General features: G+C 66.0%; 19 protein-coding genes. 10 read left to right on the forward strand and 9 right to left on the reverse strand.

The annotated features are described in order from the left end of the window. The first annotated feature begins 99 nt into the window (after nucleotides 1–99). The 3 genes from ACFTSF_RS17005 to ACFTSF_RS17015 all read left to right on the forward strand — a co-directional run bounded on the left by ACFTSF_RS17005 (nucleotide 100) and on the right by ACFTSF_RS17015 (nucleotide 5,412). Nucleotides 100–2,172: a M4 family metallopeptidase gene (locus tag ACFTSF_RS17005; protein WP_380154635.1), complete on the forward strand. Its 2,073-nt coding sequence runs from the start codon at nucleotides 100–102 to the stop codon at nucleotides 2,170–2,172. A 132-nt stretch (nucleotides 2,173–2,304) separates the two neighbouring features. After that, entirely contained in the window at nucleotides 2,305–3,888 is a 1,584-nt protein-coding gene (locus ACFTSF_RS17010) for a M4 family metallopeptidase (protein ID WP_380154636.1), read from the forward strand. A 96-nt stretch (nucleotides 3,889–3,984) separates the two neighbouring features. Further along, on the forward strand, nucleotides 3,985–5,412 hold the full coding sequence (locus ACFTSF_RS17015) for a M28 family metallopeptidase (protein ID WP_380154637.1): 1,428 nt from the start codon (nucleotides 3,985–3,987) through the stop codon (nucleotides 5,410–5,412). On the opposite strand, the gene ACFTSF_RS17020 is transcribed toward ACFTSF_RS17015, so the two are convergent. The 3 genes from ACFTSF_RS17020 to ACFTSF_RS17030 all read right to left on the reverse strand — a co-directional run bounded on the left by ACFTSF_RS17020 (nucleotide 5,409) and on the right by ACFTSF_RS17030 (nucleotide 8,278). After that, entirely contained in the window at nucleotides 5,409–5,753 is a 345-nt protein-coding gene (locus ACFTSF_RS17020) for a hypothetical protein (protein ID WP_380154638.1), read from the reverse strand. The two genes, ACFTSF_RS17015 and ACFTSF_RS17020, sit on opposite strands and share 4 nt — an antisense overlap. Before the next feature lie 424 nt (nucleotides 5,754–6,177). Continuing rightward, complete coding sequence (locus tag ACFTSF_RS17025) at nucleotides 6,178–7,104, reverse strand: inositol monophosphatase family protein (RefSeq protein WP_380154639.1); 927 nt, start codon at nucleotides 7,102–7,104, stop codon at nucleotides 6,178–6,180. Between the two features lie 22 nt (nucleotides 7,105–7,126). Next, on the reverse strand, nucleotides 7,127–8,278 hold the full coding sequence (locus ACFTSF_RS17030) for a hypothetical protein (protein WP_380154640.1): 1,152 nt from the start codon (nucleotides 8,276–8,278) through the stop codon (nucleotides 7,127–7,129). Between the two features lie 515 nt (nucleotides 8,279–8,793). Here ACFTSF_RS17030 and ACFTSF_RS17035 point away from each other — a divergent pair. From ACFTSF_RS17035 to ACFTSF_RS17050, 4 genes are all read left to right on the forward strand, one after another. After that, nucleotides 8,794–9,069 (forward strand): hypothetical protein, encoded by a 276-nt coding sequence (locus ACFTSF_RS17035; protein ID WP_380154641.1) that lies wholly within the window; start codon nucleotides 8,794–8,796, stop codon nucleotides 9,067–9,069. A gap of 363 nt (nucleotides 9,070–9,432) precedes the next feature. Next, the gene (locus tag ACFTSF_RS17040) at nucleotides 9,433–9,693 is read left to right on the forward strand and encodes a hypothetical protein (protein ID WP_380154642.1); all 261 of its coding nucleotides are present in this window, start codon (nucleotides 9,433–9,435) and stop codon (nucleotides 9,691–9,693) included. Between the two features lie 15 nt (nucleotides 9,694–9,708). Next, complete coding sequence (locus tag ACFTSF_RS17045; RefSeq protein WP_380154643.1) at nucleotides 9,709–10,428, forward strand: DddA-like double-stranded DNA deaminase toxin; 720 nt, start codon at nucleotides 9,709–9,711, stop codon at nucleotides 10,426–10,428. Beyond that, nucleotides 10,425–10,853 (forward strand): Imm1 family immunity protein, encoded by a 429-nt coding sequence (locus ACFTSF_RS17050; protein WP_380154644.1) that lies wholly within the window; start codon nucleotides 10,425–10,427, stop codon nucleotides 10,851–10,853. Before ACFTSF_RS17045 ends, ACFTSF_RS17050 begins: the two co-directional genes overlap by 4 nt. A 507-nt stretch (nucleotides 10,854–11,360) precedes the next feature. Here ACFTSF_RS17050 and ACFTSF_RS17055 read toward each other — a convergent pair. After that, on the reverse strand, nucleotides 11,361–12,500 hold the full coding sequence (locus ACFTSF_RS17055) for a phosphotransferase (RefSeq protein ID WP_380154645.1): 1,140 nt from the start codon (nucleotides 12,498–12,500) through the stop codon (nucleotides 11,361–11,363). A 44-nt stretch (nucleotides 12,501–12,544) separates the two neighbouring features. Further along, entirely contained in the window at nucleotides 12,545–13,237 is a 693-nt protein-coding gene (locus ACFTSF_RS17060; RefSeq protein WP_380154646.1) for a hemolysin III family protein, read from the reverse strand. Between the two features lie 219 nt (nucleotides 13,238–13,456). Between ACFTSF_RS17060 and ACFTSF_RS17065 the strand changes: the two genes are divergently transcribed. Beyond that, a complete protein-coding gene (locus ACFTSF_RS17065) occupies nucleotides 13,457–14,236 on the forward strand; it encodes an isoprenyl transferase (RefSeq protein WP_344151490.1) in 780 nt (259 codons plus the stop codon). On the opposite strand, the gene ACFTSF_RS17070 is transcribed toward ACFTSF_RS17065, so the two are convergent. After that, nucleotides 14,196–15,266 (reverse strand): NYN domain-containing protein, encoded by a 1,071-nt coding sequence (locus tag ACFTSF_RS17070; protein ID WP_380154647.1) that lies wholly within the window; start codon nucleotides 15,264–15,266, stop codon nucleotides 14,196–14,198. The genes ACFTSF_RS17065 and ACFTSF_RS17070 overlap by 41 nt on opposite strands. A gap of 350 nt (nucleotides 15,267–15,616) precedes the next feature. Between ACFTSF_RS17070 and ACFTSF_RS17075 the strand changes: the two genes are divergently transcribed. Next, nucleotides 15,617–16,951, forward strand: a complete 1,335-nt coding sequence (locus ACFTSF_RS17075; RefSeq protein WP_380154648.1) for a PhoH family protein — start codon at nucleotides 15,617–15,619, stop codon at nucleotides 16,949–16,951. Between the two features lie 160 nt (nucleotides 16,952–17,111). Continuing rightward, on the forward strand, nucleotides 17,112–17,798 hold the full coding sequence (locus tag ACFTSF_RS17080; protein ID WP_344151499.1) for a transglycosylase SLT domain-containing protein: 687 nt from the start codon (nucleotides 17,112–17,114) through the stop codon (nucleotides 17,796–17,798). On the opposite strand, the gene ACFTSF_RS17085 is transcribed toward ACFTSF_RS17080, so the two are convergent. Genes ACFTSF_RS17085 through ACFTSF_RS17095 form a run of 3 tightly spaced genes read right to left on the reverse strand, consistent with a single transcriptional unit; the run spans nucleotide 17,795 to nucleotide 21,799 of the window. Further along, entirely contained in the window at nucleotides 17,795–19,081 is a 1,287-nt protein-coding gene (locus ACFTSF_RS17085; RefSeq protein ID WP_380154649.1) for an alpha-L-fucosidase, read from the reverse strand. The genes ACFTSF_RS17080 and ACFTSF_RS17085 overlap by 4 nt on opposite strands. A gap of 10 nt (nucleotides 19,082–19,091) precedes the next feature. Beyond that, nucleotides 19,092–21,398, reverse strand: a complete 2,307-nt coding sequence (locus tag ACFTSF_RS17090; RefSeq protein ID WP_380154650.1) for a glycoside hydrolase family 3 C-terminal domain-containing protein — start codon at nucleotides 21,396–21,398, stop codon at nucleotides 19,092–19,094. Beyond that, nucleotides 21,395–21,799: a hypothetical protein gene (locus ACFTSF_RS17095; RefSeq protein ID WP_380154651.1), complete on the reverse strand. Its 405-nt coding sequence runs from the start codon at nucleotides 21,797–21,799 to the stop codon at nucleotides 21,395–21,397. The genes ACFTSF_RS17090 and ACFTSF_RS17095 overlap by 4 nt, the downstream gene beginning before the upstream one ends. Nucleotides 21,800–21,900 lie beyond the last annotated feature (101 nt).

Consider the following 21,900-nt stretch of genomic DNA (forward strand, 5'->3'; position numbering starts at 1 on the left):
CAAGTGAGCAGTGGCACTGATGCGCCAGCACATCCGGCGTCCCCAACTGAATTTGGTCGCTGCGCCCAAACAGCGACCACACCGTGAGGAGATGTTGTCTTGAAACGACTGACATCAGCAGGGGCGGTGGCCATCGTCGCGGCAGCCGGACTGGCTGCGGGCTTCACCGGCACCACCGCCGGTGCGGCTGACCGTACGGCGCCGCTCCCGGCATCCGGCTTCGACCAGCCGGCCGCTGTTCAGGCCGAGAAGGCGCTGACCGCGCAGACGGCCGCAGCTCTCGGACTCGCCGGTGGCGAGCAGCTCCAGGTGCGCGACGTCGTCAAGGACCCCGACGGCACCGAGTTCGTCCGCTACGACCGCACCTTCAACGGCCTCAAGGTCGTCGGCGGTGACCTCATCGTGAAGCGCAAGGGTGAGTCCATCGGTCAGGTGAAGTACAACCTCGGCGCCAAGGCCGTCGGTGTCGCGACCAAGCCGACGCTGTCCCAGTCGGCCGCGCTCGCCAAGGGCGCCCAGGCAGCCAAGTTCAAGGCCACCGGCAACAAGGGGACGCTGGTCGTCTTCGTGACTCCGTCCAAGCCCGTGCTCGCCTACGAGGTCGTCACCACCGGCGTCAAGGCCGACCAGACCCCGTCGGTGCTGCACTCGTTCATCGACGCCAAGTCCGGCGCGGTGCTCGCCCAGACCGACGAGATCAAGACCGGTACCGGAAACTCGATGTACTCCGGCACCGTCAGCATCGGCACGTCGGGCAGCTACTCGATGTCGGACCCGAGCCGCGGTGGCAACAACACCACGGACCTGAACGGCGCGACCTCCGGTAACGGCACGATCTTCACCGACCCGGACGACACCTGGGGCAGTGGCACGACGGCGAACCGCCAGACCGCCGGCGTCGACGCCCACTTCGGCTCCCAGCTCACCTGGGACTACTACAAGAACGTCCACGGCCGGAACGGCATCTTCAACAACGGCCAGGGCGCGCGCTCGCGGGTCCACTACGGCAACGCGTACGTGAACGCGTTCTGGGACGGCACCCAGATGACGTACGGCGACGGTGCGGGCAACGCCCGTCCGCTGACGTCGATCGACGTGGCCGGCCACGAGATGAGCCACGGTGTCACCGAGGCCACCGCGAACCTGAACTACTTCGGTGACGCGGGTGGTCTGAACGAGTCCACCTCGGACATCTTCGGCACCCTGGTCGAGTTCTACGCGAACAACTCCAGCGACGTCGGCGACTACCTCATCGGCGAGAAGATCAACATCAACGGCAACGGCACGCCGCTGCGCTACATGGACAAGCCGAACAAGGACGGTCGTTCCTACGACTGCTGGAGCAGCTCGGTCGGCGGTGCGGACCCGCACTACTCCTCCGGCCCGCTGAACCACTGGTTCTACCTGGCCTCCGAGGGCCCCGGCACCAAGACCATCAACGGCGTCACCTACACGAGCGCTTCGTGTGACGGCTCCACCTTCGCCGGTGTCGGCCGCGACGTGGTCGGCAAGGTCTGGTACCGCACGCTGAGCACCAAGCTCAGCTCGGGCAGCACCTACGCCGACGCCCGGGAAGGCGCCATCACCTCCGCCAAGGAGCTGTACGGCAACGACTCGGCCGAGTGCAAGGGCATCCAGGCCGCGTTCAGCGCCATCTCGGTCCCGGCCGGCACCGCCGCTTGCGGTGGTACCACCGAGCCGCCGACCGGCGACAACCTGCTGAAGAACCCGGGCTTCGAGTCCGGTGCGGTCAACTGGACCGGTACGTCGGGTGTTGTCACCAGCAGCACGTCGAAGCCGGCCCGCACCGGCACCTGGAAGGCGTGGCTGCAGGGTAACGGCCGTTCGAGCACCGAGAACATCGGCCAGTCCGTCGCCATCCCGGCCACGGCGACCTCCGCGTCGCTCTCGTTCTGGCTGCGCATCGACACCACCGAGACCACCAGCTCGACGGTGTACGACACGCTCAAGGTGCAGATCGTCGACGGCAGCACGACCACCACGCTGGCGACGTACTCGAACCTGAACAAGAACACGACGTACACGCAGAAGACGTTCAACGTCGCGGCGTACAAGGGCAAGACCGTCACGGTGAAGTTCCTCGGCGCGGAAGACTCCTCGCTGCAGACCAGCTTCGTCGTCGACGACACCTCGCTCGTCGCCGGTAGCTGACCGCTACCCACTCCGGTCCGGGGGCCTTGCGTGGCCCCCGGACCCCCTGGTTCTTCCCCTGTGCAGGACGCGTCATCGAATCGCACCGAGCCGCTGCGCCCATTCAGCGGCCACCACGTGAGGAGAGCTGTCTTGAAACGAGTCACATCTGTTGGGGCCATCGCCGTCCTCGCCGCCGCTGCCCTCGCGGCCGCGCCGGCCGGCGCGAACCTCGCCTCCGCCCCGCTGCCGGCGAGCGGCTTCAACCAGCCCGCGGCCGTGCAGGCCGAGCAGGCCGTCGCGGCGAAGACCGCCGAGGCGCTCGGGCTGGCCAAGGGTGAGGTCCTCAAGGTCCGCGACGTCGTCAAGGATGCCGACGGCACAGAGTTCGTCCGCTACGACCGGACCTTCAACGGTCTCAAGGTCGTCGGCGGTGACCTGATCGTCAAGCGGTCCGCCGCGGGTACGGTCAGCCAGATCACCTACAACCGCAACGCGAAGGCCGTGGGGCTGACCTCCACCAAGCCGACGCTGTCCCAGGCCGCCGCCCTCGCCAAGGGCGCCAAGGCGGCCGGGTTCAAGGCGACCGCCAACAAGGGCGCGCTCGTCATCTATGTCAGCGAGACCAAGCCGGTGCTGGCCTACGAGGTCGTCACCAGCGGGGTCAAGGCCGACCAGACGCCGTCGGTGCTGCACTCGTTCTTCGACGCGAAGACCGGTGCGCTGCTGGACTCCGACGACGAGGTCAAGACCGGTACCGGAAACTCGATGTACTCCGGCCAGGTCTCGATCGGCACGTCGGGCAGCTACCAGCTGCGCGACACCGCTCGCGGTGGCAACAACACCACCGACCTGAACGGCGGCACGTCCGGCACCGGCACGCTCTTCACCGATGCGGACAACGTCTGGGGCAACGGTACGACGTCCAGCCGCCAGACCGCCGGTGTCGACGCCCACTACGGTTCGCAGCTGACGTGGGACTACTACAAGAACGTCCACGGCCGGAACGGCATCTTCAACAACGGCCAGGGCGCTCGCTCCCGCGTCCACTACGGCAACGCGTACGTGAACGCGTTCTGGGACGGCACCCAGATGACGTACGGCGACGGCCAGAGCAACGCCCGTCCGCTGACGTCGATCGACGTGGCTGGCCACGAGATGAGCCACGGCGTCACCGAGGCGACCGCAGACCTGAACTACTCGGGTGACGCGGGCGGCCTGAACGAGGCCACCTCGGACATCTTCGGCACGCTCGTCGAGTTCTCGGCGAACAACGCCACCGACAAGGGTGACTACCTGATCGGCGAGAAGATCAACATCAACGGCAACGGAACTCCGTTGCGCTACATGGACAAGCCGTCGAAGGACGGTCGCGGTAGCCAGGACTGCTGGACCACCGGCACCAAGAACCTGGACCCGCACTACTCCTCGGGCCCGCTGAACCACTGGTTCTACATGGCCTCCGAGGGCACCGGCGCCAAGACGATCAACGGCGTCAACTACAGCACGACCTCCTGCAACGGTACGACGTTCGTCGGTGCCGGCCGTGACGTGGTCGGCAAGATCTGGTACCGGACGCTGACCACCAAGCTCAGCTCCGGCTCCAACTACGCGGCTGCCCGCAACGGTGTCATCAACTCCGCCAAGGAGCTGTACGGCGCCGGTTCGGCCCAGTGCCTCGCGGTGCAGCGCGCCATGGCCGGCATCAACGCGCCGGCCGGTACCGCTGCTTGCTAGTAGCAAGTAGTTACTGACACTCGAAGGTCCCGGGGGCGGGCCCTGCCCAAGGCTCGCCCCTCGGACCTTCTCTTGTAAGCAAGGAGAAAGTCCCCCATGCGTAGATCCTTGTCTGCAGCTGCTCTCGGCGTCGCCCTCGCCGCCGGAGCGCTTGTCGTCCCTGGTTCGTCCTCCTTCGCCAGCACCGCGGTCGTCGACCCCGACATCTCGGTGACCAACACCAAGGCGCACCTGGACCAGTTCCAGACCATCGCCACCAACAACGGCGGCAACCGCTACACCGGTCGCGCCGGCTACAAGGCCTCCGCCGACTGGGTGAAGGCCAAACTCGACGCGGCCGGTTACACGACCACGTTGCAGCAGTTCTCCACCTCGGCCGGTACGTCGTACAACGTGATCGCCGAATGGCCTTTCGGCGACGCGAACCATGTCGTGATGACCGGCTCGCACCTGGACAGCGTCAGCTCGGGTCCGGGGATCAACGACAACGGCACGGGCAGCGCGGGCAACCTGGAGGTCGCACTCGCCTATGCCGCCAGCGGCCAGACTCCCAGGAACCGTCTGCGCTTCGGTTTCTGGGGTGCCGAAGAGCTCGGGCTCCTCGGTTCCAAGTACTACGTGAACAATCTGCCGGCCGCCGAGCGCGACAAGATCGAGCTCTACCTGAACTTCGACATGATCGGCTCGCCGAACCCGGGCTACTTCGTCTACAACGACAACCCGGCCGGTAACGAGGCCCGCGACGCCCTGACGACGTACTTCACCAGCAAGAACATCCAGACCGAGTACATCGACGTACAGGGTCGTTCTGACCACGCGGCGTTCCGCTCGCTCGGGATCGCGACGGCCGGTACCTTCACCGGCGCCGAGGGCACCAAAACCTCAGCCCAGGCAGCGAAGTGGGGCGGTACGGCGGGCCAGGCGTACGACCGGTGCTACCACCAGTCCTGCGACAACATCAACAACCTCAACCTGACCGCCCTGGATCGCAACATCGATGCCATCGGCCACATGATCTGGAACTACGCCCAGAAGGACTACGGCAGCGGCCCGCCCCCGGGCGGCTCGAACCTGCTCGTCAACCCGGGCTTCGAATCCGGTGCGGTGAACTGGACCGGTACGTCGGGTGTCGTCACCAACAGCTCGTCGAAACCGGCCCACGCCGGCACCTGGAAGGCCTGGCTGCAGGGCAACGGCAACACCAGCACCGAGAACACCGGTCAGTCGGTAGCGATCCCGGCCGCGGCGACGGCGGCGACGCTGTCGTTCTGGATCCGGATCGACACCGCCGAGACGACCTCGTCGACGGTCTACGACACCCTCAAGGTGCAGGTGGTCGACGGCGGTACGACGACCACGCTGGCGACGTACTCGAACCTGAACAAGAACACGACGTACACGGAGAAGACCTTCAACCTCCTTGCCTACAAGGGCAAGACGGTCACCGTGAAGTTCCTCGGTGCCGAAGACTCGTCGCTGCAGACCAGCTTCGTCGTCGACGACACCGCGGTCACCGTCCCCTAGAGCGGCTTGCAGAGATTCCCCGGTGGGATCTTGGCCTCGGTGAGCAGTTTGCTCACCGGGGCCGTCAGCGGCTTGAGCTTCGGATCCTCGAGCCGCGCGACCTTACCGTTGGCCGACACCGCGATGATCATGTCGTCCGGGTGCCGCACCGTCGGCTTGACCATCGTCAGGCTCGCCCAGTCAACCTGCTCAGCCGCCGAAACCAGTGGGGTCAGCAGAGTCGGATCGAGCTTGCACCGAACCGTCTCCTTACCCCGCGAACTAACCGTGGCAACGCCGTCGGCAGCCACCTGCACCTGATCGTCGAACCCGGCAAACCCACCGGTCCGCGTAATCGTCATCGGCAACCCAACTCCAACCGGCGTCGACTCAGTCACCGTCGGATCGGTAGGCGTCGGCGTACTCTGCGCCGACGGAGGTGGCGTGCCCGCGGATTCGTCACCGCATCCGCTCAGAACCAGTCCAGCGAGGGCGGCGAGCGCTGTGTACCTACTGAGGTTCTTCACGCACCATGGATACCCGATCACCCCCGTTTCGTTGCACCTGAGACACGACTGAAATCAAAACTGTGGTGCAGCCGGTTGAGGTGGTCGAGCCCACCCGTGCGGCTCCGCTGTGGTGCGAGAGGTTTTGCCCACCCGGCCCGGCGGGTGGTGGCCCTACGCGGTCGCCTCACCGCCGGCTGGGTTCTGGTGGTGGTGCAGGTGGTTGACGACCCACGAGCTACCACCCAACGCCCGCAAAAAGCCCTACACGTGCCACTTGCTAGATGCGAAGAGTCTTTCGAATCTCTTCAGCAAGGCTCAAGCTGCTCGTGGCGACGAACTTTCGCTTGACGTCCATCGCGTGCCTGATTTCGGACAAGCTGTTGAAGCCGTAGTCCAGGCCGATCCGCTCGCCGTCCAAACCGATAGCGACGCCACCCGCCGCATGCAGAACGTAGTGCCCTGGCAAGAAGTCCCAGGTGGCGAAGCCTTTCTGAATCTCAATCGTGGCATCGGTGAACCCGGCGGCGACGTGGCAGAGACAGACTGAGCCGTGGCCCACGCCGATCCGGCCCTTGTGCTTGCCAGCCGCATCCGGTGCCCCAAGAGCCTCCAGGAAGCTCTGCTGCCGCGCCAACGGGAGGAATCGCTCCTCGGGACGCATCAGATAGTTGGTCACCAGCGCCTCGGACAGATTCACGCTCGGCCGGTGCACCAGCTCATGCCATTCATCCGCAGCGGTGACGGCGAAGGCGCGGTCAACCCCATCGTCGCCGAGCGCCGCAACGTACAGCTGGACGTGATGGAAGATGTCTCCGATGACCGAGACGACCGGGCGCTTCAGGGACAGCGAGTAGACCATGATGTGCGTGTATCCCTGAATTGCCCGGACGGCGAGTTCACTCGTATCCAGCGGGTCAACCAGGACGCAGAGCTCTGGCTCGGCATCGGAGCCGACCACCTGTGGATCGGACTCTTCCGACGCGTAGATGAACGACGGGATGAACTCGGCCAGACGCTCTTTGTACAGGTCGTGCATCAGCAGGTCGTAGTCGGACAGGAAGTTGTCCTCGTGCCGCAGGTTCTCGTTCTCCGCACGGCGTCCAGTGAGAGCGGCATTCAAGAGCTTGGGGCGCAGGTCAGCCAACATGGCTCTGACCATGTCGACGACGCTCTGGGCCAACTCCGGAACTTGACTCTGACTCACGTGTATTCACCTAACTCTTGGGCTAGCGGAGTTCAAGGGGTGGCTCGATACCCGGTGCGCTCATCGTTGCGGCCACAAACACTGCTTCGAAGTCGGCCGCTCGCATGATTTGTGCACCCGTCAGGTCATCGAAGCTGCTCACCTCAAGATCGGCTTCCTTGGTCATGGCACCGAACACGGCGAAGTAGATCTCGGCCTTGGGATAGCGAGCACGCAGTTCACGAGTGATGTACCCGATCACATCCGCATGCTTGACCTCGAAATCGCAGATGACGATCGTGGGCGATTCCTTTGCCTGCGGATAGTACGACGCGCTGTCCAGTTCGACCCCATCGCGGACCTTGTTGCATCTCAGATATCCGATGGGGCACCGGGAGAACCGCGACGAAGAGAGGAACGTTGCCATGACGAGACCCGCTTCATTCACTCCGAAGCAGGCATCCACATCCAGGCGTTTTCCCAGATTCTTGATCTGGCGGGACAGACGCTCGACGCCGAAGCCGAAGGTGCTCCAGGTCAGGTCGAGCAGGCGTCCGGGATTGGGGTTGGGGAGTGTGAAGACGCTGATGTCGGAGTTTCCGTACTCCACGGTCGGAGCGGACAGGATGAAGTCACCGCCGACTTGGTCAGGGCGACTGTTCCGCCCCGCAGTTCCCTCGCCGGGTCCATGGTGCAGGGCCTCTATCGCATGGTCTTCTGCCGGCGTCGGCTCAACGCTGTTCGGCTTGTAGGCCTTGAGTGCCAACTGATCCTCGATGGGTAACCGTTCGTACGATTCTGCGATGAGATCCGCCGGCGTGATCTCCTCCTCTGTCAATCCCATCGGGCCCCTGCCATATGCCGCGCAAAGAATCAATAGGCTGGAGATCGACGGCGGTGATCCGTGACCACTCCGAACGCGGGCCCAGGTCTCCCACGCATTGATCGACGTTCCGCCGAGGCTCGTCCGATTCGCAGCGACCTCGTTGTAGCGCGTCGCGGCATGATCCTGAGACAGCCCGGCGGCGTACCGAAACGCCTGCAGGCTCGGCACATCTGGATATCTCGCCATCAGCTCGGCTGCCGCGCCCTTGACGGATCCGATCTCGGCCCAAAGCTTCTTTCCCTGTGAGGCCAGTTCGCGGCCGCGCGCCTGCGGGCTCTGTGCTGATGCATGCGACGCAGACCTGCGCATAACTAGCTGACCTTTCAGCCTCTGGAGGACCGACTCGTCAACTCTACCCATCGCAATGGGCAACGGCGTCGACACATGCCCATGAGGTCGTTCGACATCGCTCCGTCACACAGGTGTCAGTGGTCACCACTGGGTGTCACGGTGGTTGCACAGAGTGGCTGACCGATCAATCCGTTCCCGGTCGGCCAGGGAAGGGGAGCAGAACTGATGTCAGAGATGATGCCCGAAAGGCGCCGAGTACGAGTGTGGTTCGGGACCACAGCGATTGCCGACTACATCGCGGTCCCTGAGATGGCAGGCGCCTACGAAGACGCCATGTGCCGCCGATTCTCGGGCTTGGCCATCACCAATGAGCCATTCCCAGCGCTGCCGGATCCGGCAGCGCTGCAACCGCTGAGCTGATCGCCCAGATGGACACATCACTTCAACGGGACCTACCCGGGTCTGACGCATCCTGTGAACGGGGAATTGTGCGTACGCGTGCAGTGTGTGGCTACATCAGAAAGGGGTTCCTGATGGAAGCCGCCGAGGTCGAACTCCTCCGTCGCCAGATAGCGAGCTGTGCGGCGGCAAGAGGGATCGAGGTCGATGCGATCTACGAGGAAGACCTTGACCGCAACTCAGTCCAACTGGTCGCCTGCATCGACGCCGTCCTGGAAGCCGATCGGTCCTACCTGATCGTCCCGAGCCTTCTGCACTTCGCCGGGTTCAACAATCCGCTCGAGGTTCGCCGCGATCTCCAGAGCAGAGGGATCGAGGTACTGATCGCCCAGGACACGAAGTCCGAGTGATACGGCCCAACCATGCAGGCGGGGCGGACGCGCTGGCCAAATCTCTCCTCAGCCGTCTCCTCATGGACGGTGGCATCTATCCGCGTCCGTTCCGCCGGACTACCGCGGCCTGGGAGTAACAAGCCGGTGGCTGCCTGGTGGGTGGCTAGTCCCGTCCACCGCCGCGCCCGATCGGGGGCGTCCCCTGTCGTACCGGGCAGGCGCGGGGTGGCCCGGTTGGAGGCCGCGAGGACCCCCGGGAGTGATGTCCGGAGGCTCTCGTGCTGCCCCAAGCGCTCGCCTACCCAATTGGCCGGCGCTCCCGAGCGGAGCCCGCCCTCAGCAAGAAACTTCCGCCTTTCAAGCTTGAAGGGAACCGATTCCATGTCGCAGGTTCAGCAACTGAAGATGCAGCTCCATCAGGTCGCTACGGACGCAACTCAGGGCGCCGCTAGTCTCGGTGGATTCAAGCAGCGCTTTGCCAGCAGCAGCGCTCAGGTACTCGCATTGATTCAGGGATCTGCCACAAAGGCCGATGCAGACATCAGTGAGCTACTCGACGCGGCGGGCCGGGCTGTGGAGCAGGCGTCGGAAGCCCTGCAGATCGCCGCCCGGAGCTGCAAAAGCTATGCCGACCAGATCTGACCGGCAGGTTCCTCGATGCCGTCGGAGTTGCAGCGGGTCGCGGCAGAGCTGCTCTCGTGTATCGACCAGATTCCCAACATGGTCGGCTATTTGCACCGAACCGCGCGGCACTGCCGCGAACAGGCCGCCTACTTGATTGCCTTCGGCTCCACGAATCCAGCGGCCCGGGAGACGGCGCTCCAGCTGGATGCCGCCGCACGGGCTTGCGAAGAAGCGGCGGAGTTTGCCGGCCGTGTTCCGCAACGCGCGCGTTCGTGGGCGGATCAGATGGTCGGCGGTTGGCGCACCGTTGCCAGGTCGGACCGGCTGAGCGGCGCAGCGGAGCCAAGCCATGAGGATTCCGTCGCCAGGATCATGTGCAGGCTGCCGAAGCGGAACCCCGCCAACAGTGACCCGACCACTGGAATATTCATCGACGAGAAAGGAAGGCAGCACGACTTCGTTAGCGGTCGCGGTGACTTTCTCGAACGGAAAGGTTTGGACCTGTGCGCAGAGAAGGGCTGGCTACCGTTCGACCGCACGAGCCACGCCGAAATCAAATTTGCTATGCATATGCGGCTGAATGGAATGAAGCGGGCGACAGTCTATCTGAATAACGAACCGTGCATGACGCGAGGACTCAACTGCCGCAAACTGCTACCGCGATTCCTGCCGCCCGGGGCTCAGCTTGTAGTATACGGACCCAACGGATATCGCGACACCTTTATAGGCAAGGAAGAGGATGGTGCGGTGTGAGCTACACAATTAGCGCGTCATATGGTGGCGATGACAATGCCACGAGTCTCGCGACCGAGGGCGACGTTACAACCTTCCTTTCCAGGGTGCTGAATGGTGCCGCGAAAGATCCCGACAACACGTGCGCCTGGCTCTATATCGACGGGCGGGAGTTGGACGAGGATGGACTGACCGACCATGAGATGCGGGTTGGCGTCGTTCCCGGTATTCCGGCGTGGACTCTGGGATTCACCGATCTCCGGGGAAGCATGTACGTCAAGGGTCGTCACGGCGAGCACGAGGAAGTCAGGCTGTTCATGCAGGGACACGACGAGAGCTTCCCGCCCGACTCCCTGCTTGATGTTGACGTGGTCAGAGACGCGATTGTGGAGACGCTCCGCACCGGGGAGCGACCAGACAACGTGAGTTGGTCCTCTACTCGGTGAAGCGCTCTTGAAATGGAGTTCACGGCGAGCGCCTGCTGCAAACATGGTCACGACGAGAACCTCGTGAAGGCCTCGACTGTTGGTGAGCTGCGCGCACTGATCGACGCGATGCTTTCCGAGCCCGATCGAGAACTCAGTCTCCGCGCTCTACGTCGACGAACGACCCCTGGCCCACCACGGCGCACCAGATCACGAATTACGGCTGGCTGTCGATGCGGACCAGAACTGGGCAGCATCCGGTACACAACAATCGATCAGACTCTTTATGCAGTAGGTACTCCTGCGGGCCGCACCCCTCTTTATTGCCAGTACATGGGTCACGCCGAGGAATTCCCGGCTGATTCTGCGGTTGAGCTGGACGTCTTACCTCTGAGTGGTCATGCTCGTCGCGGCCAACTGGAGGGGCGGCCGACGGGTAGTTGCCGGCGGCGGGTCACCACCGCCGGGCTGGGGCGGGCAAGACCACGCGCGCCAGGAAAAGCGTGCACGGGTGGGGTCAACCGCATTTCACACGACCGTGGAGACGAGGTCGACGAGGGCGCGGGTTAGGTGAACGCGCTGCTCGAAGAGGCCGAGGGTGGATGCATCGACGGGTTTGCCTAGGTCTTCCAGGGGGAGTGCGGTGAAGGTTGCTCTTGCGCACAGGGAACCCAGGTAGCCGTAGAGGACCTGGTCTTCGGTCACCTGCATTCCTTCCTCGGCTACGCCGGTCAGGAAGGCTTTCAGGATCACGCGGTGTACGACGGGGAGCGCGTCCGGCGAGAGTTCGCCGGCGTGCGCTAGCCCGACCAGGAGTTGGCCCAGGTCGAAACCGATGGCGTGCGGGCAGTCGAAGCCCCAGTCGATCAGCACGAAGTCATCGGGCGAGTCCTGCGGCACCAGGAGGTTCTGCGGACTCGCATCCCCGTGCTGATAGCACTGAGGCAACGTGTCGAGTGCATCGAGGATCGCGGGCAGCCGTGCGCCCAGCTCCAGCAGATCGTCGCGCAGTGCGTGCTCTCCGAGGTTGCAGACGGCAGCGGCGAGCATCGGGTGTCGCCAGGTCTCTGGGTTCGCAATAGCCGGTACGGCGCTCGCCAGCACCCGTCCGCCCGTGTAGTACCGCAGTGCGCTGCCTGGTGTGGTCACCTCGGGGCGGGGGAGGAATGGCTCGACCAGATGTGGTTGGCGGCGAGCTGAGAGTCGGCCGAGCAGGTACGCCGCTCGTTCGAACCGGCTGATCGGCCACGGGCCCGGTTCCTGGATCACGTCCTCCAGCCACAGGGTGCCGCGGTCGTCTTCGTGCACGTCGATGCGGTAGGCCTTGGGCAGGCGCATGCCTTCGGGGAGGATCTGGGCGATGTCGCTGCGGTAGACGGCGAGCTCCAGGGACCAGGGGAGCTTCTGGATGAAGTCCTCCCGGAACGACTCCGGCACCAGCGTGATGAGTGGCCAGTGCCGCGCCGACTGCAGTTGCTTGACGAAACAGGACCAGCCGACGCCATCCGCCGTACCGAAGACGCGGTAGAGGCCTGCGGTGCTCGGTGTGCCGATGGGGTAGTCCACGTCTTCGATGCGCACGTCAGCGATGCGTGCGGTGGGCACGCCGGCGACTGACCGCCCCAGCTCGGTCAGCTCGTCATCGCTCAGTTCCAGAAGTCCGCCCATACTTCAGGGTCGCGGACAACCCTTCAGCCAGCCTTCAGAAACGCTCAGGACTGGTAGGTCACGAGGCTGACGGCGATGTAGTGGCAGATGAAGGCGGCCACCGTCAGGGCGTGGAAGATCTCGTGGAAGCCGAACCAGCGCGGCGACGGGTTCGGGCGCTTGGTGCCGTAGATGACTGCGCCGACCGAGTAGAGCAGGCCGCCGACCGCGATCAGTGTGACGACCGCAGCGCCGCCCTGGTGGTAGATGTCGCCCATCCAGAACACCGCGACCCAGCCCATGGCCAGGTAGATCGGTGTGTAGAGCCAGCGCGGAGCGCCGACCCAGAAGACCCGGAACAGGATGCCCAGCGTCGCGCCGCCCCAGACCAGGCTTAGCATCAGCAGGCGGTCCTTGCCGCTCAGCAGCAGCATCCCGAGTGGGGTGTAGGTGCCGGCGATCAGCAGGAAGATGTTGCTGTGGTCGAGCCGGCGCAGGATCGCCTCGCCGGTCGCACCCCAGTAGAAGCGGTGGTAGAGCGCGGAGATGCCGAACAGCAGCATCGCGCCCACGGTGTAGACCGCGGCAGCCCAGCGCGCGTTCGCATGCGGGGCCAGGCAGATCAGCACGATGCCGCCCGCGGTGGCCAGCGGGAAGGTGCCGGCGTGCAGCCAGCCGCGCAGCTTCGGTTTGAGCGGGCCGAGCCGTTCGGACAGCTTGTGACCGACTGCCTGGGGCTGTGCGCTGGAAGCGGTCATCGCCGTCCTTTCGGGAGGTCGTACAGGTCTACCTACGCAACCGTAACCTACGGAACCGTAGGTTCAAGCCCCCACCGGATGAAATGTAGGCGAAGTCACCCCTGCTACGCACCTTCTCCCGTGTCTACGATGCTGCGAACAAGTGAAAAGTTCGGCCTCTCTTTCGGAGGCCGATGTGGGCTAGCCTCGTCTGAGGAACTTGGAGGCGAACCCCTGCTCATGCAGACACCAGGCAAGCAGAAACTGCGCGACGCGCTGATGCTGATCTACGAACGCCGGCTGCGGCGTTCGCTGGCTCCGGACCGGATCCCGGGGCACATCGGCGTCATCATCGACGGCAACCGGCGCTGGGCGCGCTCGGCCGGCAACCCGGTGTCGCACGGCCACGAGGCCGGGGCGAACAAGATCACCGAGTTCCTGCACTGGTGTGACGACGTCGGCGTCAAGGTGGTCACCGTCTGGATGCTGTCCACCGACAACCTGACCCGGCCCGCCGACGAGCTCGAGCCGCTGCTGCGGATCATCGAGCAGGCCGTCGACGAGCTGACCGCGATCGGCCGCTGGCGGATCCACCCGGTCGGCGCGCTGGACCTGCTGCCGAGTGCGACCGCCGAGACACTCAAGCGGGCCGAGACCGCCACCCAGGACGTCGAAGGCATGCTCGTCAATGTGGCAGTTGGGTACGGCGGCCGCCGCGAGCTCGCCGACGCCGTGCGGTCCCTGCTGCTCGAGGAGGCCGCGCAGGGCATCTCGATCGAGGAGCTGGCCGAGCGGGTCGACGTGGAGCACATCGCCCGGCATCTCTACACGAAGGGCCAGCCGGATCCGGACCTGGTCATCCGCACGTCGGGTGAGCAGCGGCTGGGCGGCTTCCTGCTCTGGCAGAGCGCGCTGAGCGAGTTCTACTTCTGCGAGGCGCTCTGGCCGGACTTCCGGCACGTCGACTTCCTCCGGGCGGTCAGGAGCTACGCCCAGCGAGAGCGTCGCTTCGGCACGTGACTCCACGTCCGCACCGCACACACGTCGTACGGCGTCTGAGGTAGTAGGCGTAGGTCGCTGCGCCGAGTGATGCGCCCCAGAGGATCCAGAGGATGCCTGGGGCGTTGAGCGCCCAGTTGTCGCCGTCCAGGGGGAGCTGGGCGTTCATCAGACCGGCAGGGATCAGTACGACGGCCACGATCGAGGCCGGGATGATCGCCAGCCGCGGGGGAATCCGGCGACCGGCCTTGAACCAGATCCAGCGTGGATAGACCTCACCCCAGCGCTGGACCAGGCCGTGCGTGAGGATGCTGCCGCCGATGGCCAGGACGGCGAGGCCGAGGCCCATCTCCAGCATGCCCGGCGTGTCGACCATCATCTGGTGGAAGTCGTCGGTGATGCCCAGCGGCCAGCCGAAGTACCAGGCGATCCGGGTGGCCTCGTACGGCAGGTTCGCCACGACGGACACGCCGACCGCGACCCGTCCCCAGCGGAGCGCTTCCGAAGGTGTGGTCCACGCGGGTGCGGGCCGGTCGCTGCGGCCGCAGGAAACGCAGGCGTCGCGGGTACGGCGGTGGTAGGCGATCGCAGTCGCCGCCCACAGCACGCCACCGACGAACAGGATGAGCAGGTTGAGTCGGTGCCAGTACAGGACGTCACCGACGCCACCCTGCTCACCCGGGATCCCGGTGAACGCGAAGACCACGAGTGCGGGGGACAGGGCAAGGATCGCGATCAGGGTGTAGTCCGGAATCACCAGTGCCAGCACTACCGCGAGTACGGCGGCGATTGTCTGCAGCAACCACCCGCGCGGCCGGCGTCGAGTCATCACCACGGCCAGTACGGCGCCGCCGAGTCCCACGATGGCCATGACTGGCCCGACAACGGCCACTGGAGCGCCTTCCAGGACCGAGGCGGTCGACCGGTCGTCCTCCACCTTCGCGAACGGGTAGCCGGAACCTCCTGAGGACCAGTAGAGGCCTGCAATTCCGTAGGCAAACGACCACAGAGCGGTTGCGCAGCCCACCAGGACCGGCCAGTTTCTTCGCATGACATGAGCGTCCGCCGCGACGCCGTCGTACCGGATCACCCGGTGGGGTGAAGCGGCTCCCTCGGGTGGGGGGAACGTGTAACACCCTGTTAACCCCGCGGGCGGGCGTGTCGGGCTGCGGGGTTTGCCGGACCCTCCTACTCTGACAATGACGGTCGGAGGGGAAGCCGGCTGTTACGGGAGGTGCGATCAGTTTGAGAATCGTTCGCCAGCCGGTTGCCCCATGAGGGGCAGAACGGAGTGTCCGAGACGGTCTGTCTCGGTCCGGCTGATCTCCTACTCCCGGTCCAACACCTAACACTGGTGGGCCGGGCGTGGTGTGCACGTCGCGGCCCGAGAGGACGTGCGACATGGCTGCCACCCACGCCAAGGCGTCAAGTACCTCATCCACACCGGACCAGCGCACTTTTGTGCTGGACACCTCGGTGCTCCTGTCGGACCCGCACGCGATGCTGCGGTTCGACGAGCACGAGGTGGTCGTCCCGGTGGTCGTCGTCACCGAATTGGAGGCCAAACGGCATCATCCTGAACTCGGCTACTTCGCGCGCACCGCACTACGCCTGCTCGACGAGCTCAGGATCCAGCACGGACGTCTGGACGCACCCCTGCCAGTGGGGGAGAAGGGTGGAACTCTCCGGGTCGAGTTGAATCACACGGACCCTGAGAGCCTGCCGGCCGGTTTCCGGCTCGGCGACAACGACAGCCGGATCCTGGCGGTCGCCTGCAACTTCAAGGCCGAGGGCCGCGACGTCACGCTGGTCTCCAAGGACCTGCCGATGCGCGTGAAGGCTTCGGCCTGCGGTCTGGTGGCCGAGGAGTACCGGGCCGAGCTCACCCTGGAGTCCGGCTGGACCGGGATGGCCGAGCTCGAGGTCGAGACCGCAGTGGTCGACGACCTGTACGAGGACGGCATCCTGGAGCTCCAGCAGGCCGGTGAGTTCCCGACGCACACCGGGCTGGTGCTGCTGTCGGACCGGGGCAGTGCGCTCGGCCGGGTGATGCCGGACAAGCGGGTCCGGCTGGTCCGCGGCGACCGCGAGGCGTTCGGGATCCGCGGCCGGTCCGCCGAGCAGCGGGTCGCACTCGACCTCCTGCTCGACCCGGACGTCGGGATCATCTCGCTCGGCGGCCGTGCCGGTACCGGCAAGTCGGCACTCGCGCTGTGCGCCGGTCTGGAGGCGGTGATGGAGCGCCGCCAGCACAAGAAGGTGGTCGTCTTCCGGCCGCTCTTCGCGGTCGGCGGCCAGGAGCTCGGCTACCTGCCGGGCAGCGAGTCGGAGAAGATGCAGCCGTGGGCGCAGGCGGTCTTCGACACGCTGGGCGCGCTGGCCGGCGCCGACGTGATCGACGAGGTGATGGACCGCGGCATGCTCGAGGTGTTGCCGTTGACCCACATCCGCGGCCGGTCGCTGCACGACGCGTTCGTGATCGTCGACGAGGCGCAGTCGCTGGAGCGCAACGTGCTCCTGACCGTGCTGTCCCGCGTCGGGGCGAACTCGCGGGTCGTGCTGACCCACGACGTCGCCCAGCGCGACAACCTGCGGGTCGGCCGGCACGACGGTGTGGTCGCGGTGGTCGAGCAGCTCAAGGGCCACCCGTTGTTCGCACACGTCACGCTGACCCGCTCGGAGCGTTCGCCGATCGCCGCGCTGGTCACCGAGATGCTGGATGACCTGCAGATCTGACGGTGTTTGACGTAAAGCACGCGTAAGACTTCGTCCGCCACGGCGCGGTCGCCCCTGCGGCGGCCGCGCCGTCGCTCGTGACCTGCTTGTGATCACGGTCGGTTTAGGCCAAAGTATGTTTCTGTTGCAGCCGACGGGGGTCGGGATCTCGGAAGGAAAGATGAAAGCGAAGCGCTCCGTCGCGGCTCTCTCTGTGACAGGGATCGCCGTCGTCACCGTGGTGACGGGTATCGACCTCTTCAGCTCCGCCGGTAGCAGCTCTGCCTCCGGACGCGCCGAGCTCGCGGTCGTGAACAGCGAGAAGGCGTCGGCCGGCAAGCAGCCGACCCAGAAGATCCTGACGCAGCAGGAGCAGGCCGAGGAAGCGATCCGGATCCGCAACCAGGTCGAGGCCCAGGCGCAGGAGATGCAGGCCTCCCAGGACGCCGCGTGGCGGCGCCGCGTCGCCAAGAACGCCGCCCTCGCGCGCTACCAGGCGCTGCAGAAGACCGACCGCAACTCCCGCGAGGCGCGCGCCAGCCGGGATGCCGAGCGGAAGAAGTACGAGGGCACCCCCAAGCAGATCGCGATGAACCTGCTGCCCGACCACGGCTGGAGCCAGGGCCAGTTCAGCTGCCTGGAGAAGCTGTGGAACAAGGAGTCGCGCTGGAACCCCCGCGCCGACAACCCGACCTCCTCGGCGTACGGCATCGCCCAGGCCCTCCCGGGCAACCGGATGGCCGCCTACGGCTCGGACTGGCGGACCAACCCGGTCACCCAGATCAAGTGGGGCCTCGACTACATCGAGGACCGCTACGGCTCACCCTGCTCGGCCTGGAGCCACTCGCAGGCCAAGGGCTGGTACTAACGTCCTGGGTTCTTTTTCAGCCAGGCGCCGATGTCGTTGAGCCGGCTCAGCTGGGCGGGGACGATCTCGCCCTCGCCGCCGCTCGGGCCGACGTTCAGTAGCAGGGCGCCGTTGTTGGCCCGGGCCTTGGCCAGGGCGGTGATCAGGTCGGATGACTTGGCGTAGTCGGCTTCCGTCTCCTCGCGGTTGTAGCCGAAAGACCCGCCGATGCCACGGTCCTGCTGCCAGAACTTGGTCTGGGGCGTGTCGAAGCCGACGTACTCGGGGGTTCTGAAGTCGCTGTGCGGGACCTCGCGCGGCGTACTGATGCTGTCGGCGGCGTCCGGGATCTTGAGCAGGCCGCGCATCAGCAGGTCGAATCCCCAGCGCATCGGCTTCGGGCTCATGAACTGCCGGCCGAACGACGCTGTACCCCAGCGATCGTCGACCACGCCGTCGGGCACGGTGTTGTAGTAGTCCGCCATGACGGCGTACAGGCGCTTGCTGCCGGTCGGCCAGGAGATGTCGTTCCAGAGGATGTCCGGCTTGTACTTCGCGATCAGCTCGCGCAGCTGAGCGACGGCGTACTGGCGGTAGTCCTCGCCGTAGTGCAGGAAGGAGTAGTCGCCGAGGGTCTTGACGGTCTTCTTCTGGAAGGTCCAGTCCACGCCGCCGGAGTAGTAGACGCCGAACTTGAGCCCCTGCTTGCGCACCGCGGTCGCCAGCTCACCCATCAGGTCGCGCTTGGCGTGGAAGTCCGGCGCGTGCGGGTTCCGCACCTCGGTCGGCCACATCGAGTAGCCATCGGCGTACTTGGCCGTCACCACGATGTACGACGCCCCGGCCGCCTTGAACTGTGCGGCCCAGCGGTTCGGGTCCCACTTGGCCAGCCCGGCATCGAACTGCTTGGTGAAGTCGCTGTACGGCGCATCGCCGTAGTGCTCGCGGTGGTACGTGCCGGTGGGGGAGTCCGGGTCCTTCACCGCGTTCGCGTAGTCCTCGGCGTACGGGTTGTGCGTCATCGCGTGCCCGTACTCGGAGGCGAGCAGTTGCGGGAACGTCTTCCCCTTCGGCGCGAACCCCGGGACCGAGTACAGCCCCCAGTGGATCATCACACCGAACGTCGCGTCCTGGAACCACTTCGGCAACGGATGCTTGTTCAGCGACTCCAGATCGGCCGTGTAGGGACCGGTCGTGGTCATCGTCGCCTTGCGGTCGTCCTGCCAGGTCCAGACCTTCGACGAGATCACGAACGCCAGCACCAGAACGATGACCAAGGCAACGAATCGCAGCAGTTTTCGCATGGTCGAATCCTCAGATCACGGTGAGTTGAAGGGTATGCGGCAACGCGGCGGCGGAGGTGCCGACGCGCAGGGTGAAGGCGCCCGGCTCGACGACGCGGTCGAGGCTGGCGTCGATCAGGGCGAGGTCATCGGCCCGCAACGGGATCTTGATCGAGGCGTGGGCACCGGGTGCCAGGCTGACCTTGGCGAAGCCGCGCAGCTGGATCTCCGGTACGACGACACTCGACTCGTCGTCGGTGACGTACAGCTGGACGACCGCGGTGCCGGTGCGTTGGCCGGTGTTGCGGACCTCGGCCCGGATCTCGGTGCGGCCGGTCCCGGTGATCCTGTCCGCGCTGAGATGAACGTTGCTGAGGGCAAACGATGTGTAGCTGAGGCCGTGGCCGAACGGATACAGCGGGGTCGACGGGATATCGACGTACGTGCCGGCCCGGGCTCGTGCGCCCTTGACGTTGTAGTACATCGGCAGTTGGCCGACGCTGCGCGGCACCGTGATCGGTAGTCGACCGCTCGGATCGACGGCACCGGTCAGTACGTCGGCCACCGCCTGCGCGCCTTGTTCGCCGGGCAACCAGGCCTCGAGGATTGCCGGGATGTGCTCGGCGGCCCAGGTGACCGACAGCGGGCGGCCGTTGACGAGCACCAGCACCACCGGCGTACCGGTGTGGTGGACGGCCTCCAGGAGCTCCTGCTGTACGCCGGTGAGGTCGAGCGACGCGATGTCGGCCAGCTCGCCGTTCGTGCGGCCGGGGTCGAAGTACCCGCCCTTGACCTCCTCACCGAGTACGACGACCGCCACGTCGGCGTTCTTGGCCGCCTTGACCGCGGCTGCGATGCCGGAGCGGTCGGTGCCGGTGGTGGCGCAGCCCTTGGCATGGGTGATCTGCCGGCCGGTGGCCCTCAGCCTGTCCAGGATCGTCGGTACGGCGTGGAAGGTCGGCCAGGCGGAGTATTCGCCGAGCAGGTTCCGGGCATCGTCGGCGTTGGGACCGATGACGGCGATCCGGCGGTGGTGGAGTGGCAGCAGGCCGCCTTCGTTGCGGAGCAGGGTCATCGACTCCCGCGCCGCCTGCAGAGCGATCTTGCGGTGCGCGGGCTGGTTGACGATCGCCTGGGCGCGGGCCGGGTCGGCGTACGGGTTCTCGAAGAGGCCGAGGCGTTCCTTGAGAGTGAGGATCCGGCGGACGGCCCGGTCGATGAGGGTTTGGTCGATCGCGCCGGTGCGGACGGCTTCGGCCAGCCCGGTGAGGAAGGCGTCGTGCCACGCGAGTGCGATGTCGATGCCGGCGCCGAGCGCAAGGGCGCCCGCGTGGGCCGGCGTGCTCGCGACTCGGTCGGTGATCAGGTTCTCGAAGCCGTTGGCGATCACGACGCCGCGGAAGCCGAGCTCGTCGCGGAGGACCTCGGTCAGGTACTTCGGCGATCCGTGCACCGGGATGCCGTCGATGGTCTGTTCGCCGGCCTCGGTCATCAGCGAGCCGGCGGCGGAACCAGCTCGCCACGGTGGGAGGTGGATGTTGCGGAGTTCGCGTTCGCCGAGTTCGATCGAGGAGCCCTCGAGGCCGCCGACATTCGGGGACTCGGCCGGGAACGTGCAGAGCGATACGACGGCGCCGGTGTGGAGGTCGGCCTGGGCGGCAGGGACGAGAGCCTCGACGTACCGGGTGGTCAGGTACGGGTCCTCGCTGAACGACCAGATGGCGCGGCCGTAGCGCGGATCGCGGTTGAGCTCGGCGGTGATCGTGCTGATCGCGTGGATCCCGACCGCGCGAGCCTCCGCGCCGACGACGCCGTACACGTGCCCGACGAGCTCGGGCGACCACGTCGCGCCGAGACCGGGGCCCTCCGGGAAGATCGTCGAGCCGGGGCCGATCGAGCCATGCGTGCCTTCGCTGATCTGGAGCAGCGGGATCCGGTGCTCGGACGCCAGCGCAAGCTTCTGCAGGGCGTTGTGGCGCTCGGCCTGCTCCTTGGGCGTCTTGGGCTGCTCAGGATCGAAACTGCCGAACAACGACTCGTTCACCAACCCGAAGAAGCCGCCACCCGGGCCGAGTACGAGGTTCTGGTGCTGGAACCCGCCGCGCGCGTACCGCTCCTGATCCGCAGGTGTCGCCCCGGCTGAGCTGCCCGGCTCACCCGGGAGCACGACCGGCACGTTCAGCTGCGCGATCTTGTCCGCCAAGGACATTGCCGTCAGCAACTTCTCCACCCGCGCCGACCCGCTGGACCCGGGGCGCGTGCGGCCCTCTTCACCCCATCCCGCGGCAGCCAAGGCCCCGGCGCCCGCTCCGGCGACGAAACCCCTGCGGCTGATCATGCTCGGGTCTCCGTGGCGATCCACTGGTTGAGGCGGCCGGCCCACTGGGCGTTGTCGGTGCGTTCGGTGAACCAGCGGTGGTTGGTGAGCAGGTAGAGCGTCGTACCGCCGCGCAGCTCGAGGATCAACGGCGCTCCGAGCGTCTTCGACCCGCCGCCGAGGAACCGCCCGTACAGGTCGGTGAAGTCGTTGCCGACCGCGGCGATGTCGCTCGGGTGCACGGTGATGTCGTGCCCGTGCTCCCAGGCGGTGAGTTCGAGGCGGTTCAGGTGCAGGCGGATCGTTCCCGCGCGCGGGAAGACCGCCCGCTGGTCGATCGCGGCTTTGAACGAGTCCCAGCGACTCCGCCCGGCCAGCTCGGCGGCCGTCGTACCGCGGTAGGTGCTTTCGGCAAGGATCATGAGGACGACTCTGCCGGGACCAGCCGGTACGACGGATCCGTCGGCGGGCGCTTGTCGAGTGCCGAGCGGTGGACCGCGGCCTCCACCGAAAGTATCGAGTG

This window comes from Kribbella sp. NPDC056951 (genome assembly GCF_042674205.1).
Taxonomy (GTDB): domain Bacteria; phylum Actinomycetota; class Actinomycetes; order Propionibacteriales; family Kribbellaceae; genus Kribbella; species Kribbella yunnanensis.